At 68.6% G+C, this 21,057-nt stretch carries 19 protein-coding genes; 13 read left to right on the plus strand and 6 right to left on the minus strand.

Annotation, left to right across the window (positions count from 1 at the left end; translation table 11 throughout):
• The first annotated feature begins 303 nt into the window (after positions 1 to 303).
• The 4 genes from IEY95_RS26240 to IEY95_RS26255 all read left to right on the plus strand — a co-directional run bounded on the left by IEY95_RS26240 (position 304) and on the right by IEY95_RS26255 (position 5,736).
• A complete protein-coding gene (locus IEY95_RS26240; RefSeq protein WP_373294549.1) occupies positions 304 to 1,869 on the plus strand; it encodes a penicillin-binding transpeptidase domain-containing protein in 1,566 nt (521 codons plus the stop codon).
• A gap of 267 nt (positions 1,870 to 2,136) precedes the next feature.
• Entirely contained in the window at positions 2,137 to 2,946 is an 810-nt protein-coding gene (locus IEY95_RS26245) for an AfsR/SARP family transcriptional regulator (protein ID WP_189188592.1), read from the plus strand.
• A 247-nt stretch (positions 2,947 to 3,193) separates the two neighbouring features.
• Complete coding sequence (locus tag IEY95_RS26250) at positions 3,194 to 4,192, plus strand: MBL fold metallo-hydrolase (RefSeq protein ID WP_189188593.1); 999 nt, start codon at positions 3,194 to 3,196, stop codon at positions 4,190 to 4,192.
• An 11-nt stretch (positions 4,193 to 4,203) separates the two neighbouring features.
• Positions 4,204 to 5,736: an APC family permease gene (locus IEY95_RS26255; RefSeq protein WP_189188594.1), complete on the plus strand. Its 1,533-nt coding sequence runs from the start codon at positions 4,204 to 4,206 to the stop codon at positions 5,734 to 5,736.
• A gap of 14 nt (positions 5,737 to 5,750) precedes the next feature.
• On the opposite strand, the gene IEY95_RS26260 is transcribed toward IEY95_RS26255, so the two are convergent.
• Genes IEY95_RS26260 through IEY95_RS26280 form a run of 5 tightly spaced genes read right to left on the minus strand, consistent with a single transcriptional unit; the run spans position 5,751 to position 10,202 of the window.
• Positions 5,751 to 6,344, minus strand: a complete 594-nt coding sequence (locus tag IEY95_RS26260; RefSeq protein ID WP_229703385.1) for an NADPH-dependent FMN reductase — start codon at positions 6,342 to 6,344, stop codon at positions 5,751 to 5,753.
• Positions 6,345 to 6,369: 25 nt separating this feature from the next.
• Positions 6,370 to 6,582: an acyl-CoA carboxylase epsilon subunit gene (locus IEY95_RS26265; RefSeq protein ID WP_189188596.1), complete on the minus strand. Its 213-nt coding sequence runs from the start codon at positions 6,580 to 6,582 to the stop codon at positions 6,370 to 6,372.
• Positions 6,583 to 6,597: 15 nt separating this feature from the next.
• Positions 6,598 to 8,169, minus strand: a complete 1,572-nt coding sequence (locus IEY95_RS26270) for an acyl-CoA carboxylase subunit beta (RefSeq protein ID WP_189188597.1) — start codon at positions 8,167 to 8,169, stop codon at positions 6,598 to 6,600.
• A 7-nt stretch (positions 8,170 to 8,176) separates the two neighbouring features.
• Positions 8,177 to 8,479: an antibiotic biosynthesis monooxygenase family protein gene (locus IEY95_RS26275; RefSeq protein ID WP_189188598.1), complete on the minus strand. Its 303-nt coding sequence runs from the start codon at positions 8,477 to 8,479 to the stop codon at positions 8,177 to 8,179.
• Between the two features lie 55 nt (positions 8,480 to 8,534).
• Positions 8,535 to 10,202 carry a class I adenylate-forming enzyme family protein gene (locus IEY95_RS26280; protein ID WP_229703386.1) on the minus strand — a complete coding sequence of 556 codons (1,668 nt, stop codon included), beginning with the start codon at positions 10,200 to 10,202 and terminating at the stop codon, positions 8,535 to 8,537.
• Between the two features lie 138 nt (positions 10,203 to 10,340).
• Here IEY95_RS26280 and IEY95_RS26285 point away from each other — a divergent pair, with 138 nt between their 5' ends.
• Both IEY95_RS26285 and IEY95_RS26290 read left to right on the plus strand, forming a co-directional pair.
• Complete coding sequence (locus tag IEY95_RS26285; protein WP_189188599.1) at positions 10,341 to 12,002, plus strand: FAD-dependent oxidoreductase; 1,662 nt, start codon at positions 10,341 to 10,343, stop codon at positions 12,000 to 12,002.
• A gap of 9 nt (positions 12,003 to 12,011) precedes the next feature.
• Positions 12,012 to 12,785 carry a cyclase family protein gene (locus IEY95_RS26290; RefSeq protein ID WP_189188600.1) on the plus strand — a complete coding sequence of 258 codons (774 nt, stop codon included), beginning with the start codon at positions 12,012 to 12,014 and terminating at the stop codon, positions 12,783 to 12,785.
• 76 nt (positions 12,786 to 12,861) lie between these two features.
• Here the strand turns inward: IEY95_RS26290 and IEY95_RS26295 are convergent, their stop codons facing one another.
• On the minus strand, positions 12,862 to 13,302 hold the full coding sequence (locus IEY95_RS26295) for a nuclear transport factor 2 family protein (RefSeq protein ID WP_229703387.1): 441 nt from the start codon (positions 13,300 to 13,302) through the stop codon (positions 12,862 to 12,864).
• Positions 13,303 to 13,504: 202 nt separating this feature from the next.
• On the opposite strand from IEY95_RS26295, the gene IEY95_RS26300 reads away from it, so the two are divergent.
• The 7 genes from IEY95_RS26300 to IEY95_RS26330 all read left to right on the plus strand — a co-directional run bounded on the left by IEY95_RS26300 (position 13,505) and on the right by IEY95_RS26330 (position 21,054).
• A complete protein-coding gene (locus IEY95_RS26300; protein WP_189188602.1) occupies positions 13,505 to 14,443 on the plus strand; it encodes an aromatase/cyclase in 939 nt (312 codons plus the stop codon).
• A gap of 26 nt (positions 14,444 to 14,469) precedes the next feature.
• On the plus strand, positions 14,470 to 15,480 hold the full coding sequence (locus tag IEY95_RS26305) for an acyltransferase domain-containing protein (RefSeq protein WP_189188603.1): 1,011 nt from the start codon (positions 14,470 to 14,472) through the stop codon (positions 15,478 to 15,480).
• Positions 15,481 to 15,522: 42 nt separating this feature from the next.
• Positions 15,523 to 16,491, plus strand: coding sequence for a dTDP-glucose 4,6-dehydratase (rfbB, locus tag IEY95_RS26310; protein ID WP_189188604.1), 969 nt, complete (start codon positions 15,523 to 15,525; stop codon positions 16,489 to 16,491).
• Between the two features lie 28 nt (positions 16,492 to 16,519).
• On the plus strand, positions 16,520 to 17,959 hold the full coding sequence (locus IEY95_RS26315; protein WP_229703388.1) for an NDP-hexose 2,3-dehydratase family protein: 1,440 nt from the start codon (positions 16,520 to 16,522) through the stop codon (positions 17,957 to 17,959).
• A complete protein-coding gene (locus IEY95_RS26320) occupies positions 17,953 to 18,990 on the plus strand; it encodes a Gfo/Idh/MocA family protein (RefSeq protein WP_189188605.1) in 1,038 nt (345 codons plus the stop codon). The genes IEY95_RS26315 and IEY95_RS26320 overlap by 7 nt, the downstream gene beginning before the upstream one ends.
• 168 nt (positions 18,991 to 19,158) lie before the next feature.
• The gene (locus IEY95_RS26325) at positions 19,159 to 19,929 is read left to right on the plus strand and encodes an AfsR/SARP family transcriptional regulator (protein WP_268240520.1); all 771 of its coding nucleotides are present in this window, start codon (positions 19,159 to 19,161) and stop codon (positions 19,927 to 19,929) included.
• 399 nt (positions 19,930 to 20,328) lie between these two features.
• A complete protein-coding gene (locus IEY95_RS26330) occupies positions 20,329 to 21,054 on the plus strand; it encodes a response regulator transcription factor (RefSeq protein ID WP_189188607.1) in 726 nt (241 codons plus the stop codon).
• Positions 21,055 to 21,057 lie beyond the last annotated feature (3 nt).

The following is a 21,057-nucleotide window of genomic DNA, read 5'->3' on the forward strand; positions in this document are numbered from 1 at the left end:
CATGCCGACGGGCTTTCCTTCGGAGGTCTAGACCAGTTGACCACGGTGGTCGACCGTTCTCGGCCAGACCGCCCACGCGTATTCGGCCGAGATGGCTCCGGCGACAAGCGGAAGAGGGTGTCACCCGCCACTCTCCGCCAACCATTTCTTTCCTCTTTACCTTGTCTTGAAGCATGTGCTCGGGGAGAGACCGAAGAGAGAGAGGCGATTAATCTGCGCCATATGAATCGTTCCGATGTCTATGTTGACTACCCGCGGTACGACAGGCGTCGGTCCCGTCGTCGCGCGGCTGTATCAACGTTTGTGGCACTTGCGGCGACCGCGGGAATCGGCTACTGGGCCTACAACGCCCTGGCCAGGGACGACGGAGACGATCCACAGGTCGCCGCGGCCACGGGACAGCTGGACAAGTTCCTGGACGCATGGGAGGCGGGCGACGCCAAGGCGGCCGCCGGGCTGACGGACACGCCGGACAACGCCGAGTCGTTGATCAAATCCGTCATGACGAACCTGGAGCCGTCGAAGACGGAGATCACCGCCGGCACCGGCAAGCGGGAAGCGGAAGGGGAGGTGAAGATTCCGTTCACCGTGAAGATGGCCCTTTCCGGGGCCGGCGATTACAAGTGGGACTCGTCGGCGAAGCTCATCAAGAAGAGCGGTCGGTGGACCGTTGAATTCCATACACCGCTGATTCACCCGCAGATGGTTCCGGGCCAGACCCTCGCACTGAAGTCACGGGAGCGCGCCGCCGTTCTCGACAAGAATGGCGACGAACTCCAGTCCGCCTCTCTCGTGGGCGCCGTAGACCCCAAGACCGGCAAAGGAATCTCCGGCCTCCAGGCCCGCTACGACAAGCAGCTCACCGGTGGCGGTGGCAAGGCGCAGTCGGTCGTGATCGTGGAACGCGAGAGCGGCCGCGTCGTCAAACAGCTCACCGGCTCGGGAAGCAGCGCGGGCAAGCCGGTGAAGACCACCATCGACCCCAAGGTGCAGGAGGCCGCCGCCGAAGCACTCGACGGAGTGAAGAAGAACGCGGCGATCGTCGCCATCGACCCGAGCAACGGCGACATCCTGGCCGCGGCCAACATGCCCTCAGGCATGAATCGCGCCCTGGAAGGCCGTTACCCGCCCGGCTCCACCTTCAAGGTCGTCACCTCCGCCGCTCTGCTGAAGCAGGGGATGCGTCCCACCGACCGGGCGGACTGCCCCAAGTTCGCCTACGTCAACGGCCAGCGCTTCGAGAACCAGAACCAGTTCGTGCTGCCGTCGGGCTCGACCTTCAGGGACGCCTTCGCCAAGTCCTGCAACACGTTCTTCGTCGGCGCGCGCGGAAAGCTGTCGAACACCGCCCTGCACGACACCGCCCAGGCCTTCGGCATCGGCGGCTCCTGGGACGTGGGCACGACGACGTACGACGGAAGCATCCCGGTGACCAACAGCGACAACGACAAGGCGGCGTCCACCATCGGACAGGCCAGGCTCCAGGCGTCGCCCCTGGTCATGGCCTCGATCGCGGCCACGGTCAAGGAGGGCGAGTTCAAGCAGCCCGTCCTGGTGCCCGAAGCCGTGAAGAAGAAGTACGAGGCCCCCGCCCGGCTCGACGCGGACGTGGTCGGCAACCTGCGCCAGATGATGCGCGCCACGGTCACGTACGGCGCCGGCTGGGCCCTCAAGGACCTGCCCGGCGAGCCGCACGCCAAGACGGGCACCGCCGAGTTCGGCAGCGACACCCCGCCCCACACGCACGCCTGGATGATCGGCTACCAGGGCGACAGCGACATCGCCTGGTCGGTCCTTCTGGAAGACGGCGGGTCGGGCGGATCCGACGCGGGCCCCATCGCCGCGAAGTTCCTCAAGAACCTCAACTGACCCAAAGCGTCCGTGACGTGGCGCAGGCACCCGGAGCAGAGACAGCGGCAACGATCACACCGGCCAGAGCAGCCACCACGAGATCGACCCATCCGTGACCCGCGGCCACGGAGCCACCTTGAGCCGACGGTACGGGGGACAGCACCAGCACGATGCACGAAGCGTCACCGGGGCCGACCGCCCCACGGGTGACGGTTCCCCGCTTCCGTCAGCACCTCAGCCCCTGTTGGGCGACGGCTTGATTCACACATACAAGGGGGAACCGTCATGAACAGCAGGAACGACCTGACGATCCAGCTCCTCGGCCCTGTGACCCTGTTGAGAAACGACATACCGATACCCATCCGGGGTCAGCGGCAGCGTCGATTCCTCGCTTCCTTGGCGCTGAAGCCCGGACAGGTCACCACCAAGGAAGCGATCATCGAGGACTCGTGGGACGGCGAGCCGCCGCTGACCGTCTCCGGGCAGCTGCAGACCTCGGCCTGGATGATCCGTACGGCCCTGGCCGAGGCCGGTCTCACCCGCGACGCGCTCGGCTCGCACGCCCTCGGGTACGAACTGCGGGTCCCGGCCCAGCGCATCGACGTGTTCGTCTTCCGCGACGCTGTACGGCAGGTACGCGAACTGCATGCGCGCGGCCAGCACCAGATCGCCTCCGAGCGCCTCGACGACGCGCTCGCCATGTGGCGCGGCGCGGCCCTCACCGACGTCACCTCGACCCGGCTGCGCATGAAGGGAGAAGCGCTGGACCGGGAGCGCACCGCGGCGGCCGAGCTACGCGCGCTGATCGACGTCGGTCTCGGGCACTACGGCGAGGCGATCTCGCAGCTGTCGGAGCTCGTCGACCACGACCCGCTGCGCGAGGACCTGTACGTGGGCCTGATGAAGGCCTACTACGGCGAGGGCCGACAGGCCGACGCGATCCGGGTCTTCCACCGCGCCAAGGAGATCCTGCGCGAGCAGATCGGCATCAACCCGGGAGCACGGCTGAGGGACCTGATGCAGGCCATCCTGCGCCAGGACGAATCGCTCCTGAGGGCCACCGGGATTCCGCTGTCGGGCGACCGGGTGGGGTGAGCCGCCGTCGGACGACCGGGCGAGGTGAGCCGCCGTCGGACGACCGGGCGAGGTGAGCCGCCGTCGGACGACCGGGTGGGGTGAGCCGACGGCCACAGGATCGCCGTGCCGAGCCGACGGGGAAGGTCCTCGTCGGCTTGGTCTCTTGGCGACCACAGCGGCACCAATGACCGAAAACCACCTCATACGCCCTCATCTGCCGTAGCGTTCTTCGCACTCAAGGTGGTCACAGGGAGCGTGGCAGAACATGGCCGGGCGACGTACGGTCCTCAAGGGAGTCCTGGCGGCATCGGGTGCGGCGGCGTCCGCGGCCGGGCTGGTCGGAGCCGCGCCGACGAACGGGCGGGGCGCGCCGTACTCCACCCCCGTGCAGATGCGCTGGCTCGGCGTCTCCGGCTGGGAGATCGTCGTCGACGGCGGCCGCAGCATCCTCTTCGACCCCTATCTGAGCCGCATGCCCTACCGGGACGCCAAGGGCGCCATCGACCCGAAGCTCCCCCTGCGCCTCGACCGGGCGGCCGTGGAGCGGGTCGCCGCACGGCACCTGACCGGACCTCCCGAACTGATCCTGGTCAGCCATGGCCACTTCGACCATGTGGCGGACGTACCGCAACTCCTGGGACGCCCCGCCTGGGAAAAGCACCGCATCCGCGCGATGTGCGACGAGACGGTACGCAATCTGCTCACGGCCATGGGGACGCCTCGACCCCGTATGGACGACGTGATCCAGGTCAAGGGCGGCGAGTACCTCCAGTTCGACGGCTACACCGTGGAGGTCTTCCGCAGCCTGCACAGTCAGCAGCCCGACCACGGCTACTTCGCCCCCGGCCGCAAGACCGCCCCGCCCAGGCGCCCCACCGTGCTCGGCGACCTGGTCGAGGGCGACACACTCGCCTATCAGCTGACCGTGGACGGCGGACCGAGCATCCTGCTCATGGGCGCGAGCAACTTCGCCGAGCGTGAACTGTCCGGCATCCGCCCGGACATCGCGGCGATCGCGATGACCTCGCACTCGGCACTCCATCGCTACCTGGAGCGCCTCCTCGCCGCCATCGGCGACCCGCCCCTGCTCATCCCCACCCACCACGACGACATGACCACCCCCCTCACCGACGCTCCGTCCCTCCTCGCGGCCGCGACCCCCACCATGGCGGCCAAGGAACTCACGGCCGCCTCCGCCCCCGCCTCCCGGGTCCTCAGCCCCCACCACCTGAAGGCCGTCGACGTCACGGCGGCACTCACCTGAGGCCGCCCGCAGTGCACCCCTCGCCGGGCCCGGGAGCGACGGACAAGGGGCTCAAGGACGGCGCGCTGGGGCTCTTCTCCAGCACGGTGATCGGCCTGGCATCCACCGCCCCCGCCTACAGCCTCGCGGCGACCCTCGGCGTCATCGCCGGCATCGTGGGCCACCAGTCGCCGATCGTGATCATCCTCGCCTTCGTCCCGATGTTCCTGATCGCCTACGGCTACAAGGAGCTCAACCGGGCGGACCCCGACTGCGGCACCACCTTCACCTGGGCCTCCAGGGCGTTCGGCCCCCATACCGGCTGGCTGGGCGGGTGGGGAATCGTCGCCGCCGACATCATCGTGATGGCCAACCTGGCCCAGATCGCCGGGGCGTACGGCTTCCAGCTCGTGGGCGCGGACGGGCTGGCGCAGGACACCTTCTGGGTCACCGTGGTCGGCGTGGCATGGATCGCCGTGATGACGCTGGTCTGCTACATCGGCATCGAGATCTCGGCGAATCTGCAGAAGGTGCTGCTCACCATCGAGATCGTGGTGCTCTTCCTGCTGGCGATCACCGCACTGGTCAAGGTCTACGGGGGAACGGCGCCGAGCGTCTCGTCGGAGCTCTCCGGGTCGTGGTTCAACCCCTTCCGGATCGACTCACTCGACGACCTGACCAAGAGCGTGCTGGCCGGGGTGTTCATCTACTGGGGCTGGGACACCGCCGTATCGGTCAACGAGGAGACGGTCGACCGCGATCGCACCCCCGGCCACGCGGCGGTGATCTCCACCATCACCCTGCTCCTCGTCTACCTCATGGTCACGACATCGGCGCAGGCCTTCGCCGGGGTGGGGGACCGCGGCATCGGCCTCGCGAACCCCGACAACTCCGACGACGTCCTCTCCAGCCTGGGCGCCGAGGTCTTCGGCACCGCGGGATGGGGCGAGGTCGCCACCAAGCTCCTGATCCTGATGGTGCTCACGTCGGCCGCGGCCTCCACCCAGACCACCATCCTCCCGTCGGCCCGAACCGCCCTCTCCATGGCCACCTTCAAGGCCGTCCCGGACCGCTTCGCCCGCATCCACCCCCGCTTCCTCACCCCGACCTGGTCCACCGTCGGCATGGGCCTGGCCTCCATCGCCTTCTACGTCATGCTGACCCGGGTGAGCGGGAACGTTCTGGCCGACTCCATCGGCTCGGTCGGCCTCGTGATCGCCTTCTACTACGGGCTCACGGGGTTCGCCTGCGTCTGGTACTACCGCAGGGTCCTCACCCGCAGACCGCACGACCTGTGGACGAAGGGCGTCATGCCCGCTCTGGGCGGCGTCCTCCTCCTCTACTTCTTCGTCAACGCCTGCGTGGTGTACTCCGCCGCGGACTACGGCAGCACCTCCTGGACCCTGCCGTTCCCGCCCCGCCGACAACTCGGCGGCGTCTTCGTCACCGGCATCGGCGCACTGCTTCTCGGCGCCGTGCTGATGCTGGCGTACCAGGTGATCCGCCCGGCGTTCTTCCACAAGGAGACCATCCCGGTCTCGGCGTACGAGCGGGACGGGCGGTGAGGCAAGGGCATTCGCTACGCCCCCGGGGGCAGTCGTTCGACCTCCCTCGAAGGGTGCGCGGTCCATGCCCGGCTCATCAGGGCGAACTCGACCACCTGGTTTCCGAGGAGTTCCAGTCGTTCGCGTACCCGGAGGTCATCGAGCCGTTCACCGGAGTCGAACGGCGTGGGCTCCGTGTTCACCGTGACACCGAGTGGCGTGGGCCAGCCGCGCAGGGCGTGGACGGTGGTCCTCAGCGCGGCCAGGGCGGAGCCGGCGCCCTGGCATCCCCTCGCGACGGAGATGCACCCCACGGCACGTCCCGAGAAGTACGGCCGCTCGTCCGTGCGCAACTCCTCCACGTAGTCCAGGGCGTTCTTCACCATGCCCGAGATGGACCCGTGGTAGGCCGGGGTACCGATGATGATTCCGTCCGCCGACGCCACCGAGGCGATGAGCTTGCGCCCGCCCGCGGATCGCCCGGCCACAGTGGCGTCGTAGAGCGGCAGTATCAGCTCAGGACCACCGATCAGCTGCGTCCGCGCGCCTCGCCCGGCCGCGGATTCGAGGGCGATCCGCACCGCCCGCTCCGTGGTCGAGCCGGGTCCTGCGGATCCACCGATCCCCACTACCGTGACCGCTCCTGACACCGATTCACCTCTGCCAGCTGCGGGGACTCGCGAACATCGCCGCGCGCTCCGGCCTGCTCCAGCGGGCCGACGAACGCGGCCGCCGCGCGGCATCGTCCCGGCCCGCGTCCGAACCGGCCGCGCGGGCCAGCAGGACCGCGGTCAGGGCGGCCAGTTCGTCGGGTTCCATCGACCCCTTCTCCACACGAATCACCTGCGACACGTTCCCGTCCCCCATCGTCCGGTCCCCTTCTCACTGCGGCGGATTTCCATGCTTGCGACGAGGCAGATCGGCCTCCTTGGCCCGCAGCATGGCCAGCGCGCGGATCAGCGTCGCCCGGGTCTCGCGCGGGTCGATGACGTCGTCGACCAGTCCCCGCTCGGCGGCGTAGTACGGATGCACCAGCTCGCGCTTGTACTCCTCGATCTTCTGCCGGCGCATCGCCTCGGGATCCTCGGCCTCCGCGATGTCACGGCGGAACACCACGTTGGCGGCACCCTCGGCCCCCATGACGGCTATCTCGTTGCCCGGCCACGCCAGCGCGACGTCCACGCCGATGGACCGGGAGTCCATCACGATGTACGCGCCGCCGTACGCCTTGCGCAGCACCACCGAGACACGCGGCACGGTGGCGTTGCAGTACGCGTACAACAGCTTGGCTCCGCGCCGGATGATCCCCTCGTGTTCCTGGTCGACACCCGGCAGGAAGCCGGGGACGTCGACGAGGGTGACCAGCGGAATGCTGAAGGCGTCGCAGAACTGCACGAATCGCGCGCCCTTCTCGCTGGCTTTGATGTCCAGCACACCGGCCATGACAGTGGGCTGGTTGGCGACCACCCCCACGGTCTGTCCGTCCATGCGGGCCAGCGCGCAGACGATGTTGGGGGCCCACCCGGCGTGGACCTCCATGATGTCGCCGTCGTCGACGAGTTCCTCGATCACCCGGCGGATGTCGTAGGAACGGCTGCCGTCGGCAGGGACCAGGTCGAGCACGGCCTCACAGAGCCGGTCGGCGGGGTCCTCGCAGGGCACGGCGGGCGGCAGATCCCGGTTGTTGGACGGCAACAAGGAGAGCAGATAGCGCACTTCGGCGAGGCAGGTCTCCTCGTCGTCGTACAGGAAGTGCGCCACCCCTGACACCTCGGCATGGACGTCCGCGCCGCCCAGTCCGTTCAGGGTCACCTCCTCACCGGTCACGGCCTGTACCACGTCGGGTCCGGTGATGAACATCTGAGAGACGTCCCGCACGGCGAAGACGAAGTCGGTCAGGGCGGGCGCGTAGGCGGCGCCGCCCGCGCACGGGCCGAGGATCACACTGATCTGCGGGATGACGCCCGACGCTCTGGTGTGGCGCCGGAAGATCCCGCCATACCCGGCCTGCGCCAGAACACCCTCCTGGATGCGCGCGCCGGCCCCGTCGTTGAGGGAGACGAGCGGAGCGCCCGCAGCCACGGCCATGTCCATGATCTTGTGGATCTTCTCGGCATGCGCCTCGCCGAGTGTGCCGCCGAAGATCCGGAAGTCATGGGCACAGACGAAGACCGTGCGGCCCTCCACCGTGCCCCAGCCGGTGACCACGCCGTCGGTGTACGGGCGCCTCGCCTCCAACCCGAAGCCGGTCGCGCGGTGTCTGCGCAGCGCCTCGACCTCGGTGAAACTCCGCTTGTCCAGCAGCAGTTCGATCCGCTCGTGAGCCGTCAGCCTGCCTTTGGCGTGCTGGCGTTCGGTGGCCCCCGGGTCCGGCCCCCGGCGGGCCAGCTCCTTGAGGTCACTCAGCTCCTTCAGCCGGTCGTGGGCCCCCGCGGGCGCCTGTCCGCTCGGCACCGTCGTCCTACTCGGACGCGGGTACGGAGTGTTCGGAGAGCAGCTCGAAGGGGGCCGGGTCCGCGGTCGCGTGCTTGCGCAACTCGGACACCGGGCCGAGGAAGCCGTCACCCGAGAGGGCCTTGCGATGCGACTCGGGGTCGGTCCACTCGGCGACCTCCACAAAGGTCCGCTCGTCCCTCGCGGACCGGTACAGGCGGTGGGCCGAGAAGCCGGGCTGGTCCCTCATGTGGGCGGACAGTTCGGCGAGCAGCCTGCGGAACTCGGTGACGTCGCCGGAGACGGTGTAGCGGTTGATGAAGTGGTGCATGCTGACGGGCTCCTGAGGGTCGTGGTGTGGGCGCACGAGTGGGTGATGAGGTCGATCAGACGTCGAGGTCACTCGACTGAAGGTCGCGCAGATGCCGGTCGCGCAGCTCACGGCGCTGCACCTTGCCGGTGGCGGACCGCGGGATGCTCTCGACCAGAGCCACGTGGTGCAGACGCTCGAAGGCGGCGACCTCGGCGTTCACGAAGTCGATGAGTTCCTGCGGGGTGCAGGAGGTGTCGGCCGGTACGACCAGTGCGTGCGCGACCGCGCCGCTCAGTTCGTGCGGGGCGTCCACGACGACACAGTCCGCGACGCCACGGTGCCTGAGCAGGACCCGCTCGATCTCCGTCGGTGACACCAGCCAGTTGTCGCACTTGAAGACGTCCTTGATCCGGTCGACCACGAACAGGTGCCCGGTGGGATCCGTGTAGCCGATGTCTCCCGTGGAGAACCAGCCGTCCGCGTCGACGTCGTGGGACAAGTCGCGCCCGAGGTAGCCGAGCATCAGCTGGGGGCCGCGCACCTGGATCTCACCCCATTCGTCGACCGGCAGGGTGGTCCGGGTCTCCACGTGAACGATCCGGCTCTCGGCGGCCGGGACCAGCACACCGCAGGATCCCGGCCTGGGGCGATCGAGGTCGGAGAGGTGGGTCGCCGGAGAGGTCTCGGCGAGCCCGTAGCCCTGGACCACGGGGACGCCGAAGTGCTGGCTGAGCACGCCCGCCGCGCTGGGCGCCAGGGCGGAGCCGCCCGAGAGGATCGCGCGCAGGGCGGGAGCCTCCAGCTCGCCGAGCCGGGGGTCGGCCGCGAGTTTGGCCAACCGCATCGGCAGGCTGTAGTAGTGCGTGGCCCTGGCGACGTCCGCGCCGGTGACGGCCTCGGCCACGTCGGCACCGGGCCACAGCACATGGGTGGCACCGACGGTTGCAGCCACCGTGACATGCATCAGATGCAGCGTGGGCAGATGGTTGAAGAGCACCGAGTTCTCGTCGACCTGGTGCATGTACGCGGTCTGGGCGGCGTTGACCGTCAGATTGCGGTGGGTGAGCCTGACGGCCTTGGCCGCTCCCGTGGTGCCGCTGGTGAACTGCAGACACGCCACCTCGTCGCCGTCCACCTCGTCGCCGTCCACCTCGTCGCCGTCCGCCTCGTCGCCGTCCGCCTCGGAAGGCCGCGGGTTCGTGGGGGCGCCCGCGGACAGCTCCGCGACCGTGGGCAGTTCGGCGGCATCCGCCGCCATGTCCGGCTCGCGGTGGGTCAGCACGATGTGCTCGAGGTCGCCGAGCCGGTCCCGCACTGCTGTGAGCACCGGGAGCATCGCGGGGCTGACGATCGCCACGCGAGCACCCGAGATGCGCAGGACGTGGGCGAGACGCTCCGGTGGGAGCAGTGGATTGACGAGAGCGCTGACGTTGCCGGAGCGTGCGATACCGAAGAAGGCCTGCGGGAACACGGGGTCCAGCACCATCGCCAGGGCAACGACCTCGCCGGCGCCGCCGATCAGGGCGCGCAGGCCCGCGGAGAACGCGTCCGCCCCGGCGTCCAGTTCCGCGTAGCTGATCTCAACGGCCGGTGACCGCAGCGCGGTGCTCGTGGGCCGGCGCTCCGCCGCCCTGCGCAGGATGTGGTCGACCCGGGGGCCGGCGATCAGGTGGGCGATGGTGTCGAGCGGCGGTCCCGCCATGGCCGAGCTGGTGGTGCTCACGGAATCGGTGGTTGCCATGGCCGCACTGTGGCCGCGGTCCTTCGAAGCCGCTTCGAATCGGGACGGAGCGTGGGCCGCGGCTCCTCCAGCGAAGTTCCGACGGGCGTCGAGGCGGCCCGGACAAGGTGGCCCGGATGCAGGCTGAATGGAGGGTTGATGAGCGCGATATCCAGTGACGTCGATGTACTGGTCGCCGGGGCCGGGCCGGTCGGGCTGACGGCCGCGTACGAGCTCGTGCGCCGGGGTGTACGTGTACGGGTCGTGGACCGGGCAGAGGGGCCGGCGACGACGAGCCGCGCGACGGCGACGCACGCCCGCACGCTCGAGGTGTACCACCAGATGGGCATTCTGCCGGAGCTGTTGGCACGCGGGCAGCGCGTGGAGAACTTCACCATGCACCGCAGGGGCCGTGTGCTGACGAGCCTCGGCACGGACTATTCGGAGCTCCCGACCCGCTTCCCGTTCACGCTGCAGGTCGACCAGGTCATCACCGAGGAGGTGCTGCGGGAGCGGTTGCGTGCGGCCGGCGTCGACGTGGAGTGGGGTGTCGCGCTGGAGAGCCTCGACCACGATCCGGACGGCGTGGTCGCCCGGCTGCGGCACGGTGACGGCGACAGCGCGGAATGCGCGGCCGCGTGGCTGGTCGGCGCCGACGGCGCGCACAGCACGGTCCGCAAGCAACTCGGCATCGAGCTGCTCGGCGAGTCCTCGGAGAAGTGGATGGTGGCCGACGCCTTCATCGACACGGAGCTGCCCCGGGACAGCCTCCACTGGATGCATCTGTCGCGCGGGACCATCCTCATGGTGCCGTTCCCCGACGAAGGCAAGTGGCGGCTGCTGGACACGGACGACGTCGGCGACGAGGACCGACCGGACGTGGTGCGGGCCCGGTTCGAGGCGAAGATGTCCGAGGGTCTGGGCAGGCCGGTCAAGGTCAAGGAGCTGACCTGGATGTCGGTGTTCACGATCCGGCAGCGCATGGTGGAGAACATGCGCTCCGGCCGCTGCTTCCTGGCCGGTGACGCGGCGCACGTGCACAGTCCGGCGTCCGGGCAGGGCATGAACACGGGCATTCAGGACGCCTACAACCTCGCGTGGAAACTGGCCTCCGTGGTCAACGGTCAGGCGGGGGAAGGCCTGTTGGACACATACAGCGCGGAGCGGGTGCCCGTCGGCGAGATCCTGCTGGGCTCCACGAAGACCGCGACCAAGCTGATCGCGCTGCGCAACGCGGCCGCCCCCGTCCTGCTGCCGCTCGGCATGGCCCTGCTGAATCTCCTTGCGCCGGTCAAGCGCGGAGTGGAGCGCAAGATCCTGCGCGGCATGTCCGGGCTCGCGTTGCACTACCGCTCCAGCCCGCTCACCGTCCCGGTGTCACCGGGCACGGACAGCGGCGAAAGTGCCGTGATCGAGCCGGGCGACCGGGTCTCCTGCTCGCTGGAGGAGCTGCGCTCCAGTCCCGGCTGGCAGGCGGTGTGCGAGGAACTGGCCGACCCTCGTTGGAAGTTGCTTGTCTTCACCGGTCCCGGTGCACCTCTGGAGGCGGTGGACGATGCGCACGAGACGTACGGGGACGCGCTGCGCGTATGTCTCGTACGGGAGACGGAGGCCACCGCGCGGGATGGTGGGCCCCGACCCCTGCACGACCCGGGCGGCCGGGTGCGGCGCGGCTTCGCCGTCGCGGCCGGGCCCTCGTACGCGCTCGTGCGGCCGGACGGCTATCTGGCCGCCAAGGGACCGCTCGACGACGGAGCCGCTCTGGAGAGCCTGCTCCAGCGTGTCCATCTGGTACCCACGCGCCGCGGCGCGGCGAAGTAAGGGGCACACGTGCGCATCATCGACCTGTCCACGCCGATCGATGCCGGGGTCTGGGAGCCGAATCCGGTCGAGCACGAGATCATGTCGCCGGCCGAGGGCGGCCGGCACATGGCCGAGGGCATGCGGGAGCGGTACGGCCTGGAGTTCGACCCGGCCGACCTGCCGGGCGGCGAGTTGCTCTCGCTCGACACGGTCAAGCTGACCACGCACACCGGGACCCACGTCGACGCCCCGTCGCATTACGGCTCGACGGCGTCGTACGGCGAACCGCGCCACATCGACCGTATGCCGCTCGACTGGTTCGTGCGCCCGGGCATGGTGCTCGACCTGACGAGTGAACCGGTCGGCGCGGCCGGCGCCGATGTGCTGCGCCGCGAGTTCGACCGGATCGGCCGGGAGCCGCAGCCGATGGACATCGTCATGCTGAACACCGGCGCGGACCGGATCGCCGGAACCCCCAAGTACTTCACGGACTTCGTGGGTCTGGACGCCTCGGCGACGCATCTCCTGCTCGACCTCGGGGTGAAGGTGATCGGCACCGACGCCTTCAGCCTGGACGCGCCCTTCACCCACATGATCGAGGAGTTCCGGCGCACCGGTGACCGCGACGTGCTGTGGCCCGCGCACTTCGTGGGACGCGAGCGCGAGTACTGCCAGATCGAGCGACTCGCCAACCTGGACGCACTGCCCGGCGGCACCGGGTTCACGGTCTCCTGCCTGCCGGTGAAGCTGGTGAACGCCGGCGCGGGCTGGGCGCGGGCCGTCGCGTTCGTGGAGGAGTGACGCGGAAGGTCGGCTCCGGAGCGTGACGCGGGACGAGGCACGGACCGGTGCGGACCGGTCCGTGCCTCATCCCGCGCTACGGCAGGTCGTCCCGGGTGACCTTGCGGCTCTTCACCAGGAGCCGGCCGCCCTCCCGCACCAGTACGTCCTCGCAGACGCAGACGCGGTGCAGGACCGGCTGCTGCTCGCGTCGGGTCGCGAACACAAGGGCGTAGCACCGCACGCGCAGTGATCCGTCGTCGTTCGGGAACACCGCGACCATCCCGTGCCAGTGGCGGCGCTGCTCCTGCGCGGCTGCCAGCTCCTGTGTGGTGCGACGCAGCGTCCGCCTGAGCTCTTCCCGGCCGCGCGTCGGCTCCTCCAGGGTCGGTACGGCGAAGGTCGCGTCCTCGGTGAACGTCTCCGCCCAGGCGTCGACGACTCCGCCGTCCAACAGTTGCATGTGCTCGGCGTAGAACTGCTGTACCTCCGCGTAGACCTCGGCGGTCACGCGTTCGGCCACCTGCTGTGTGCTCACGAGTGTCTCCCTGTCCTCGGTGCGCCGTCGGCGGTGCGTGCCGGGGCGTGGAAGGCACCGTCCACGACGGGCCTCGAACCCCGTTGGAGGCCGGAGGGATCGAAGCGGCCTCCAACGCGTCTCCATTTGCGACAGGCATGGTTCAAGCGCGAAATGACCATCGAATGACCACCGCAAGCGGACCGGAGGACCTGTGTCGGCAGTGAAGACGCACCGAGTGGAAGAGAAGGCGCTGATAGCCGCGCCCGTGGACGTCGTGCGCCAGATCGTGGTCGATGTCGAGGCGTGGCCCCAGTTGCACGGGCCCGCGGTGCACGCGGAGATCCTGGAAAGCGGTGCCGACGGCGAGTTGATCCAGCACTGGTCGGTCGTGGACGACCACACCGTGCGGACGTGGGTGTCCCGGCGCAGGGTCACCGGCTCGGGCGACGTGCTGTTCACGCATGAGCCCGCGAACGCGCCCTTCGCGACGGTGAGCGGTGGCTTCCGGTTCGAGGAGCAGCCGGACGGTACCACCCTCGTCCGCATGCACCATGAGTTCACCCTCCTCGAGGAGGACGAGGGGGTGGCCTCGGAGCGCGCCGAGTCCATGCAGCGTGGAAGCCAGGCGCACCTGAACACCCTGAAGAACGCGGCGGAGAACGCCGACGAGCTGAAGAGGCTGATCATCTCCTTCGAGGACCCGCTGTTCGTGGCGGGATCCGTCGAGGACGCCTATCGGTACCTGTACGAGGCGGACAAATGGCCCGAGCGGATTCCGCATGTGATCCGGCTGGAACTGGAGGAGAACACACCGAACATCCAGTTCTTCGACATGGACACGCGCTCCTCCGACGGCTCTGAGCACACCACGCGCTCGGTCCGGATCTGCCTCCCGAACCACAAGATCGTCTACAAGCAGACCCGGCCGCCCAAGACGCTGGACGCGCACACCGGCCACTGGCTGTTCACGCGGACACCGGAGGGTGTCGTCGTCAGCGCCCGGCACACGGCGACGATCCGGCCGGAGGGTCTGCACCTTCTCGGCGAGGGCATGACGGTGGACGGTGCCCGCAAGTATCTGCGCCGCATCCTGAGTGCCAACAGCATGGGCAACCTGCGGCTGTCCAAGGAGTACGCCGAGCAGCTGGCCGGACACTGACCGACCGACCGGGCCGGGGGCACTCCATGAGTGAGTCAGCGGGCGAACGTCCGCGCCGGGTGGCATTTCTGCTGCCCGGCCAGGGCGCCCAGTACCGGCGCATGGGCGCGGGGCTCTACCCGTCCGAGCCGGTCTTCACCGAGGCGATGGACGAGGTCTTCTCGGCCATGGGCCCGGCGGGTCCGGCACTGCGCGCGGACTGGCTCGCCGAGCGGCCGTCGGTTCCGGTGGAGTCCGCGGCCTGGGCCCAGCCGCTGCTCTTCGCGGTGGACTACGCCCTCGGCAGGCTGGTCATGAGCTGGGGGATCCAGCCGGCCGCGCTCCTGGGCCACAGCGTCGGTGAGATGGCCGCGGCGGTACTCGCCGGGGTCTTCGGACTCCGGGACGCCACCGGATTGGTGCTCGACCGGGTGTCAAGGGTCGCCGCCGCACCACCGGGCGGAATGCTCGCGGTGGCGGCGACCCCGGCGGAGGTCGAGCCGTTCCTGGCCGGTGACGTAGTGATCGGCGCTGTCAACGCGCCTCGTCACACCGTCCTCGCGGGGCCGCGCGAGCTGTTGGCCGAGACGGCCCGGCAGCTCGACGCGAAGGGTCTCAGCAACCGCGGCGTGCCCTCGCACACCGCCTTCCACAGCCCGGTGCTCGCCTCCTGCCTGGCGGGCTCCGGCGAACGCGTCGCCTCGACGGCGCGCAGGCCGCCGCTGATCACGGTGTACTCCGGGTACACGGCGGCCCCTCTGCGGTCCGACGAGGCGCTCGATCCGGGTTTCTGGGCACGGCAGCCGATGGCTCCCGTGCTGTTCTGGCCCGCGCTCGACGCCCTGCTGTCCTCGGGCGATCACGTGCTGGTGGAGGCGGGTCCGGGGCGCGGCCTGGGCAGCATCGCGCGCCGGCATCCCGCGGTCCGGCGGGGTACGAGCAGCGTCGTCACCCTGCTGCCGGCCCGCCCCGGGGACTGCGAGCGGGACCACGTCGCACTGCGGGCGGCAGCCGAGGCGTTGCGCGCCGAGGGCCTCTCGCAGTCTGCCGCTTCCTAGCGGCTGTTCATCGGTTACCAACCACCTTTGGGGGTACGTGCGGTGCGTGTTCTGGTCACGGGCGGAGCCGGATTCATCGGTTCGAGCTATGTCCGTGCGCTGCTCGACGGGGAGTATCCGGGCTACGAAGACGCCCTGGTCACCGTCGTGGACAAGCTGACCTACGCCGGCAATCGGGCCAATCTTCCCGAGCGCCACGAGCGGCTGCGGTTCGTGGTCGCCGACATCGCCGACCGGGAGGCTCTCCAGGCCGTGGTCAGGGGCCACGACGAGGTGGTGCACTTCGCCGCGGAGTCCCACGTGGACCGGTCGCTGCACGACGCGTCCGCGTTCGTGCGGACCAATGTGGAGGGCACCCAGAGCCTTCTGGACGCCTGTCTGCGGGCTGAGGTGCGGCGCGTCGTCCATGTCTCGACCGACGAGGTGTACGGCTCCATCGACACCGGCGCGTGGACGGAGTCCCGCCCCTTGTTGCCCAACTCCCCCTACGCCGCGTCGAAGGCGGGCGGTGACCTGATCGCCCGCGCCTATTGGCGCAGCTACGGTCTGGATGTCCGCGTCACCCGTTGCAGCAACAACTACGGCCCGTACCAGCACGTCGAGAAGCTGATCCCGCTGTTCGTCACCAACCTTCTCAGCGGGCAGCCCGTGCCCCTGTACGGGGACGGGAGGAACGTACGGGAGTGGGTGCACGTCGAGGACCACTGCCGTGCCGTGCAACTCGTCCTCACCGAGGGCAAAGCCGGCGAGGTGTACAACGTCGGGGGCACCTCACTCTCCAACCGTGAGATCACCGGGCACCTGCTCGAGCTGTGCGGAGCCGACCGGAGCCAGGTCCGGTCCGTCGAGGACCGCAAGGGGCACGACTTCCGGTACTCCGTGGACGACGCGAAGATCCGGACCGAGCTGGGCCACCGTCCGCGGGTCTCCTTCCCGGACGGGCTGGCCGAGGTGGTCCGGTGGTACCGGGAGAACCCGGGCTGGTGGAAGCCCCTGCGTGCGTCCCAGTGACTTCAGCGACCTGACAAGGAGCCCCGCCATGCCCCTGCCCATGCCCGAAGCGCTCGCGGCCGCCGGCTCGCCCGGCCTCGGACGGCGGTTCACCGTCTCGGCGTCCGCGACCGACAGCCCGGTCACTCCGAACGCGGAGTTCGACGCATGGTTTGCGCGGAAACGACGAGCAAACCGTTTCAACGTCGCCCGGATCCCTTTCAGCGATCTCGCCGGCTGGCGATTTCGGGAGGGCGACGGAAATCTGGTCCACGACAGCGGGAAATTCTTCTCCGTCACCGGGCTGGAGGTGAACACCGACTGGCAGGACCGCGGTTCATGGATGCAACCGATCCTGGACCAGCCCGAGATCGGCATACTTGGCATCGTTGTCAAAGAGTTCGACGGCGTACTCCACTGTCTGATGCAGGCGAAGATGGAGCCCGGAAACCCCGAAACCGTTCAACTCTCGCCCACGGTGCAGGCGACCCGGAGCAACTACACCGGTGTACACGGGGGGCGCCGCACCACGTACATCGAGTACTTCACGAGCTCGGAACGGACCCTGCTGGTCGATTCCCTCCAGTCCGAACAAGGCGCCTGGTTCCTGCAGAAGCGGAACCGGAACATGATCGTCGAAGTCACCGACGACGTTCCCCCGCACGACAACTTCCGCTGGCTCACGATCGGGCAGATACACCGTGTCCTGGCTCAGGACAACGTAGTCAACATGGATACACGCACCATCCTGTCCTGTGTACCTTTCGAAGCACCCAACGGACCGGTCCGGAACGCGGCGAGCCCCGAATACCGTGAGTCCCTGGTGCGTTCGCTGTCGGGACGGCACGGCTCGCTGCACACCGCCGGCCACCTCCTGGCCTGGCTGACCGACGTCAAGGCACGGCACTCGTTCACCCGGCGCACCCTCCCTCTGTCGAAGATCGACGGCTGGTCGCACTCGGACGACGAGATCGCGCACGACGAGGGCAAGCACTTCAAGGTGATCGCCGCGGACGTCCGGGCCGACACCCGCGAGGTCGCCCAGTGGACACAGCCCCTGATCGCCCCCGTCGAGCGCGGAGTCGCCGCCTTTCTGGCCCGGCCCATCAACGGGGTGCTGCATCTGCTCGTCCACGCGAAGGCCGAGGCAGGGGCCTTCGACATGTGCGAGCTGGCGCCCACGGTGCAATGTCTGCCGGTCAACTTCCGGGATCTCCCGGTACACCGGCAGCCTCGGTACCTGGACCTCGTACTGGACCCCGCTCCGGGCACCCTGCGCTTCGACGCCGTCCTCTCGGAGGAGGGCGGGCGGTTCCACCACGCGGACAACCACTACCGGATCATCGACGTGGGTGAGGACGTCCCGGCGCAGGACGACGAGGACTACCACTGGATGACGGTCCATCAACTGATGTCGCTGGTGCAGCACAGCCGCTATCTGAACGTGCAGGCGCGAAGCCTGCTGGCGAGCCTGCACACCACATGGTGAGCCCGGGAGCCCGGCCGCAGCCGGTCCGCATGGGCGTGTTGGGCGGCGCCGACATCGCCGTACGCCGGATGCTGCCCGCCCTGACGAGTCAGCCGCTCGTGGACCTCGTCGCGGTCGCCAGCCGCAGCCTCGCCAAGGCCCAGGGCCTCGCCGACCGCTTCGGATGCGCGGCCGTCGAGGGGTACGACCGCCTGCTCGCCCGGTCCGACATCGACGCCGTCTACATCCCGCTGCCGACGGCGCTGCACGCCGAGTGGACGACACGGGCCCTGGAGGCGGGCAAGCACGTTCTGTGCGAGAAACCGTGCGCCACCGGCCCGCGTGAGGCCACGGAGGTGGTGACGGCCGCACGGGAACGCGGGCTGCTCGTGATGGAGAGCTTCATGTTCCTCCATCACGCGCAGCATGCGCGCGTACGGGAACTCGTCCGCGACGGGGCCATCGGTCAACTGCGCGAAGTCACCGCGGTGTTCGGGATTCCCGCCCCGCCACGAGCGGCGGCCGGGGAGGGCCACGCGCTCGGCAGCCTTCTCGAGACGGGTGTGTATCCGGTCCGGGCCGCCCGGCTGTTCGCCGGGGACGATCTGGACGTCGTCGGCGCCACGCTGACCCTCGACTCCGATACGGGACACGACCTCGGAGGCAGTGCGCTGCTGCGGGCCCCGTCCGGTGTGCTGGCGCGACTGGGTTTCGGCTGGGACCGCTTCTACCGGTGTACGTACGAACTGTGGGGCAGCGAGGGCCGGCTGACGCTGGACCGGGCGTTCACCACCCCGGACACCCACACCCCCGTGCTGCGCATGGAACGACAGGAATCCGTAAGGGAGTTGACGCTGGCGCCCGACCGGCAGTTCGTGAACATCGTCGGCGCCTTCGCCCGCGCCGTGGTGAGCGGGAAGGGATTCGAGGAGCACGCCGACGACATTCTGCGGCAGGCGGCATTGGTGGACCGGATACGCCGGGCAGCGTCACCCGATAGCCGGTGCGGTACACGCGCACCGTCGCGTAAAGGTAAGTCGGATACTACTTGAGACGTATCACCCTTGAGACGGCCCAGGAATCACGGATAATGGTTTCGAGTTGCACAGCAGATGGCGGTCCGAACTGCCTCACGGGGGACCTGAATAGGTGATCCGGGTCCGATTCCCAGCCACCTGGAAGGAACGGTAAGTAAAATGCAGTTCAACATTCTCGGCCCGATGGAAGTGCTGCACGAAAACAAAATCTGCACACCGACAGCTCCCAAGGCGCGGAATACCTTGGCGCTTCTGTTGTCCCGTGCCAACCAGATCGTCGAAATACCCGCGCTCATCGACGAACTCTGGAGTGACAATCCGCCGCGCAGCGCCGTTACCACCACGCAGACGTACATCTATCAACTGCGAAAGATGCTGTGCCGGGTGGTGGGGGACGAAGCGGCCGCCCGCCTCCTGGTCACTCAGGCCCCGGGGTACGGGCTGCGGGTCGAGGAGGACCGGATCGACGCGCGCGTCTTCGAACAGCTCACCGAAAAGGGCAAGCGTCTGCTGACCCTGAACCGCCCGGAGGAGGCGGTACGCCACCTGCGCGAGGCCCTGGCCCTGTGGCGCGGTCCCGCGTTGGCCGACGTCACCACGGGACGCAGGCTCGAAGCGCATGTGGTGCAGCTGGAGGAGATACGGCTGACCGCGCTGCAGCTCCGCGTGCAGGCCGACATGAGGCTCGGCCGGCACGCCGAACTCGTACCCGAGCTCCGTTCGCTGGTAGCGGGCCATCCGCTCAACGAATGGTTCCACGCCCAGTTGATCGCGTGCCTGCGCCATTCCGGGCGCAGAGGCGAAGCGCTCCAGGCCTATCAGTCCCTGCGACGGGTCCTGGACGACGAGTTGGGACTGCAGCCGTCGCTGCCTCTCCAGCGCCTCCAGCAGCACTTGCTCAGCAACTCGGCGGACGACGACGTATCCGACATCGACCTGCGAATTTCGGCGTGAAACCGACGTAGGTTCACACAGGACAGCGCACGCGGGCAGCCGCCGAACTGCGGCCACCATCTTGTCCGCGCATCACGCGGCGGCCCCCGCTTTACCGACTTGCTCGGCGGCCCCACCCTCACGTCCGGTTTTTTTCCACTCCTTTTCGTTTTGCACGGCGCGTTCTCGTCCATGAACGCTCAGGCCGCGCTTGTTCCGAAGCGATCTCCCTGTTACGTTCCAGAGACCACTTCTTCATGCTCGGGGGAGTACGGCCATGCAGAAGCCAGGAGAATGTCGACCACGTCCACGTGCCCCACGCATGAGACCAACGGGGGAGCCGGTAGTATTCATCCGTTTCCCCGCATGCGGCGCGCCGGATCCTTCGGACGCCCTCTCCTGTCTCGGTCATATGGATTCATGGAGGGCGAAAAGATGGCTCGGGGGGCCAGTCGCGAACATCTGACGGCGGCCGCACAGACCATAAGAGTGTTCGTCACGGACACGAACACCATATTCAGAGAAGGCCTGCGGACCGTCATTGCGCAGGACGAGGGGCTGAGCGTGGTCGGCCACGGCTCGGACAACATGTCGGCGACGCTGGAAAGCGTCGCCGACACCCGGCCCGACGTGGTCCTGCTGGGGCTGGAGCGCATCACCGGCGACACGGAGTCCGTCGTGGCGGACATCCTCCGCGCGGTGCCGCTCGCGGAGGTCATCGTGCTGGGGTGGGACGTGGAGACGGACGCACTGCGGCAGTTGATGGCGCAGGGCGTGCGCGCCTATCTGCCCAAGGACGTGCCACACCGTTATCTGCTCTCGACCATCTACATGAGCACGTTCGAGGACAGCAGGATTGTCTTCTCGTGGCCACGGCCGACGCCGGAGAAGCGCAGCCCGCCGGCTGCCGTGTCCAGCCCGCCGACTGCACTGTCCAGCCCGCCGGCTGCCCTGTCCTCCCGGGAACGCGAGGTGGTCGAGCTTGTCGGCAAAGCTCTGACCAACGCGCAGATAGGGCGTCAGTTGAGCATCTCCGAAGGCACGGTGAAACGGCACCTGCACAACATCTTCGTGAAATTGCACGCAGTGTCCCGGTTGGACGCCGTCAACAAGGCCATAGATCTATCGCTGATCATGCTCGACTGAACA

The sequence above is a fragment of the Streptomyces albiflavescens genome (assembly GCF_014645835.1).
GTDB lineage: Bacteria > Actinomycetota > Actinomycetes > Streptomycetales > Streptomycetaceae > Streptomyces > Streptomyces albiflavescens.

Excerpts from the sequence above, each read along its gene's own strand:
- IEY95_RS26245 (WP_189188592.1), top strand. The coding sequence starts at position 2,137 with ATGAACAGCAGGAACGACCTGACGATCCAGCTCCTCGGCCCTGTGACC.
- IEY95_RS26250 (WP_189188593.1), top strand. The coding sequence starts at position 3,194 with ATGGCCGGGCGACGTACGGTCCTCAAGGGAGTCCTGGCGGCATCGGGT.
- IEY95_RS26265 (WP_189188596.1), bottom strand. The coding sequence starts at position 6,582 with ATGGGGGACGGGAACGTGTCGCAGGTGATTCGTGTGGAGAAGGGGTCG.
- IEY95_RS26275 (WP_189188598.1), bottom strand. The coding sequence starts at position 8,479 with ATGCACCACTTCATCAACCGCTACACCGTCTCCGGCGACGTCACCGAG.
- IEY95_RS26280 (WP_229703386.1), bottom strand. The coding sequence starts at position 10,202 with ATGGCAACCACCGATTCCGTGAGCACCACCAGCTCGGCCATGGCGGGA.
- IEY95_RS26285 (WP_189188599.1), top strand. The coding sequence starts at position 10,341 with ATGAGCGCGATATCCAGTGACGTCGATGTACTGGTCGCCGGGGCCGGG.
- IEY95_RS26305 (WP_189188603.1), top strand. The coding sequence starts at position 14,470 with ATGAGTGAGTCAGCGGGCGAACGTCCGCGCCGGGTGGCATTTCTGCTG.
- IEY95_RS26315 (WP_229703388.1), top strand. The coding sequence starts at position 16,520 with ATGCCCCTGCCCATGCCCGAAGCGCTCGCGGCCGCCGGCTCGCCCGGC.
- IEY95_RS26320 (WP_189188605.1), top strand. The coding sequence starts at position 17,953 with ATGGTGAGCCCGGGAGCCCGGCCGCAGCCGGTCCGCATGGGCGTGTTG.
- IEY95_RS26325 (WP_268240520.1), top strand. The coding sequence starts at position 19,159 with ATGGAAGTGCTGCACGAAAACAAAATCTGCACACCGACAGCTCCCAAG.
- IEY95_RS26330 (WP_189188607.1), top strand. The coding sequence starts at position 20,329 with ATGGAGGGCGAAAAGATGGCTCGGGGGGCCAGTCGCGAACATCTGACG.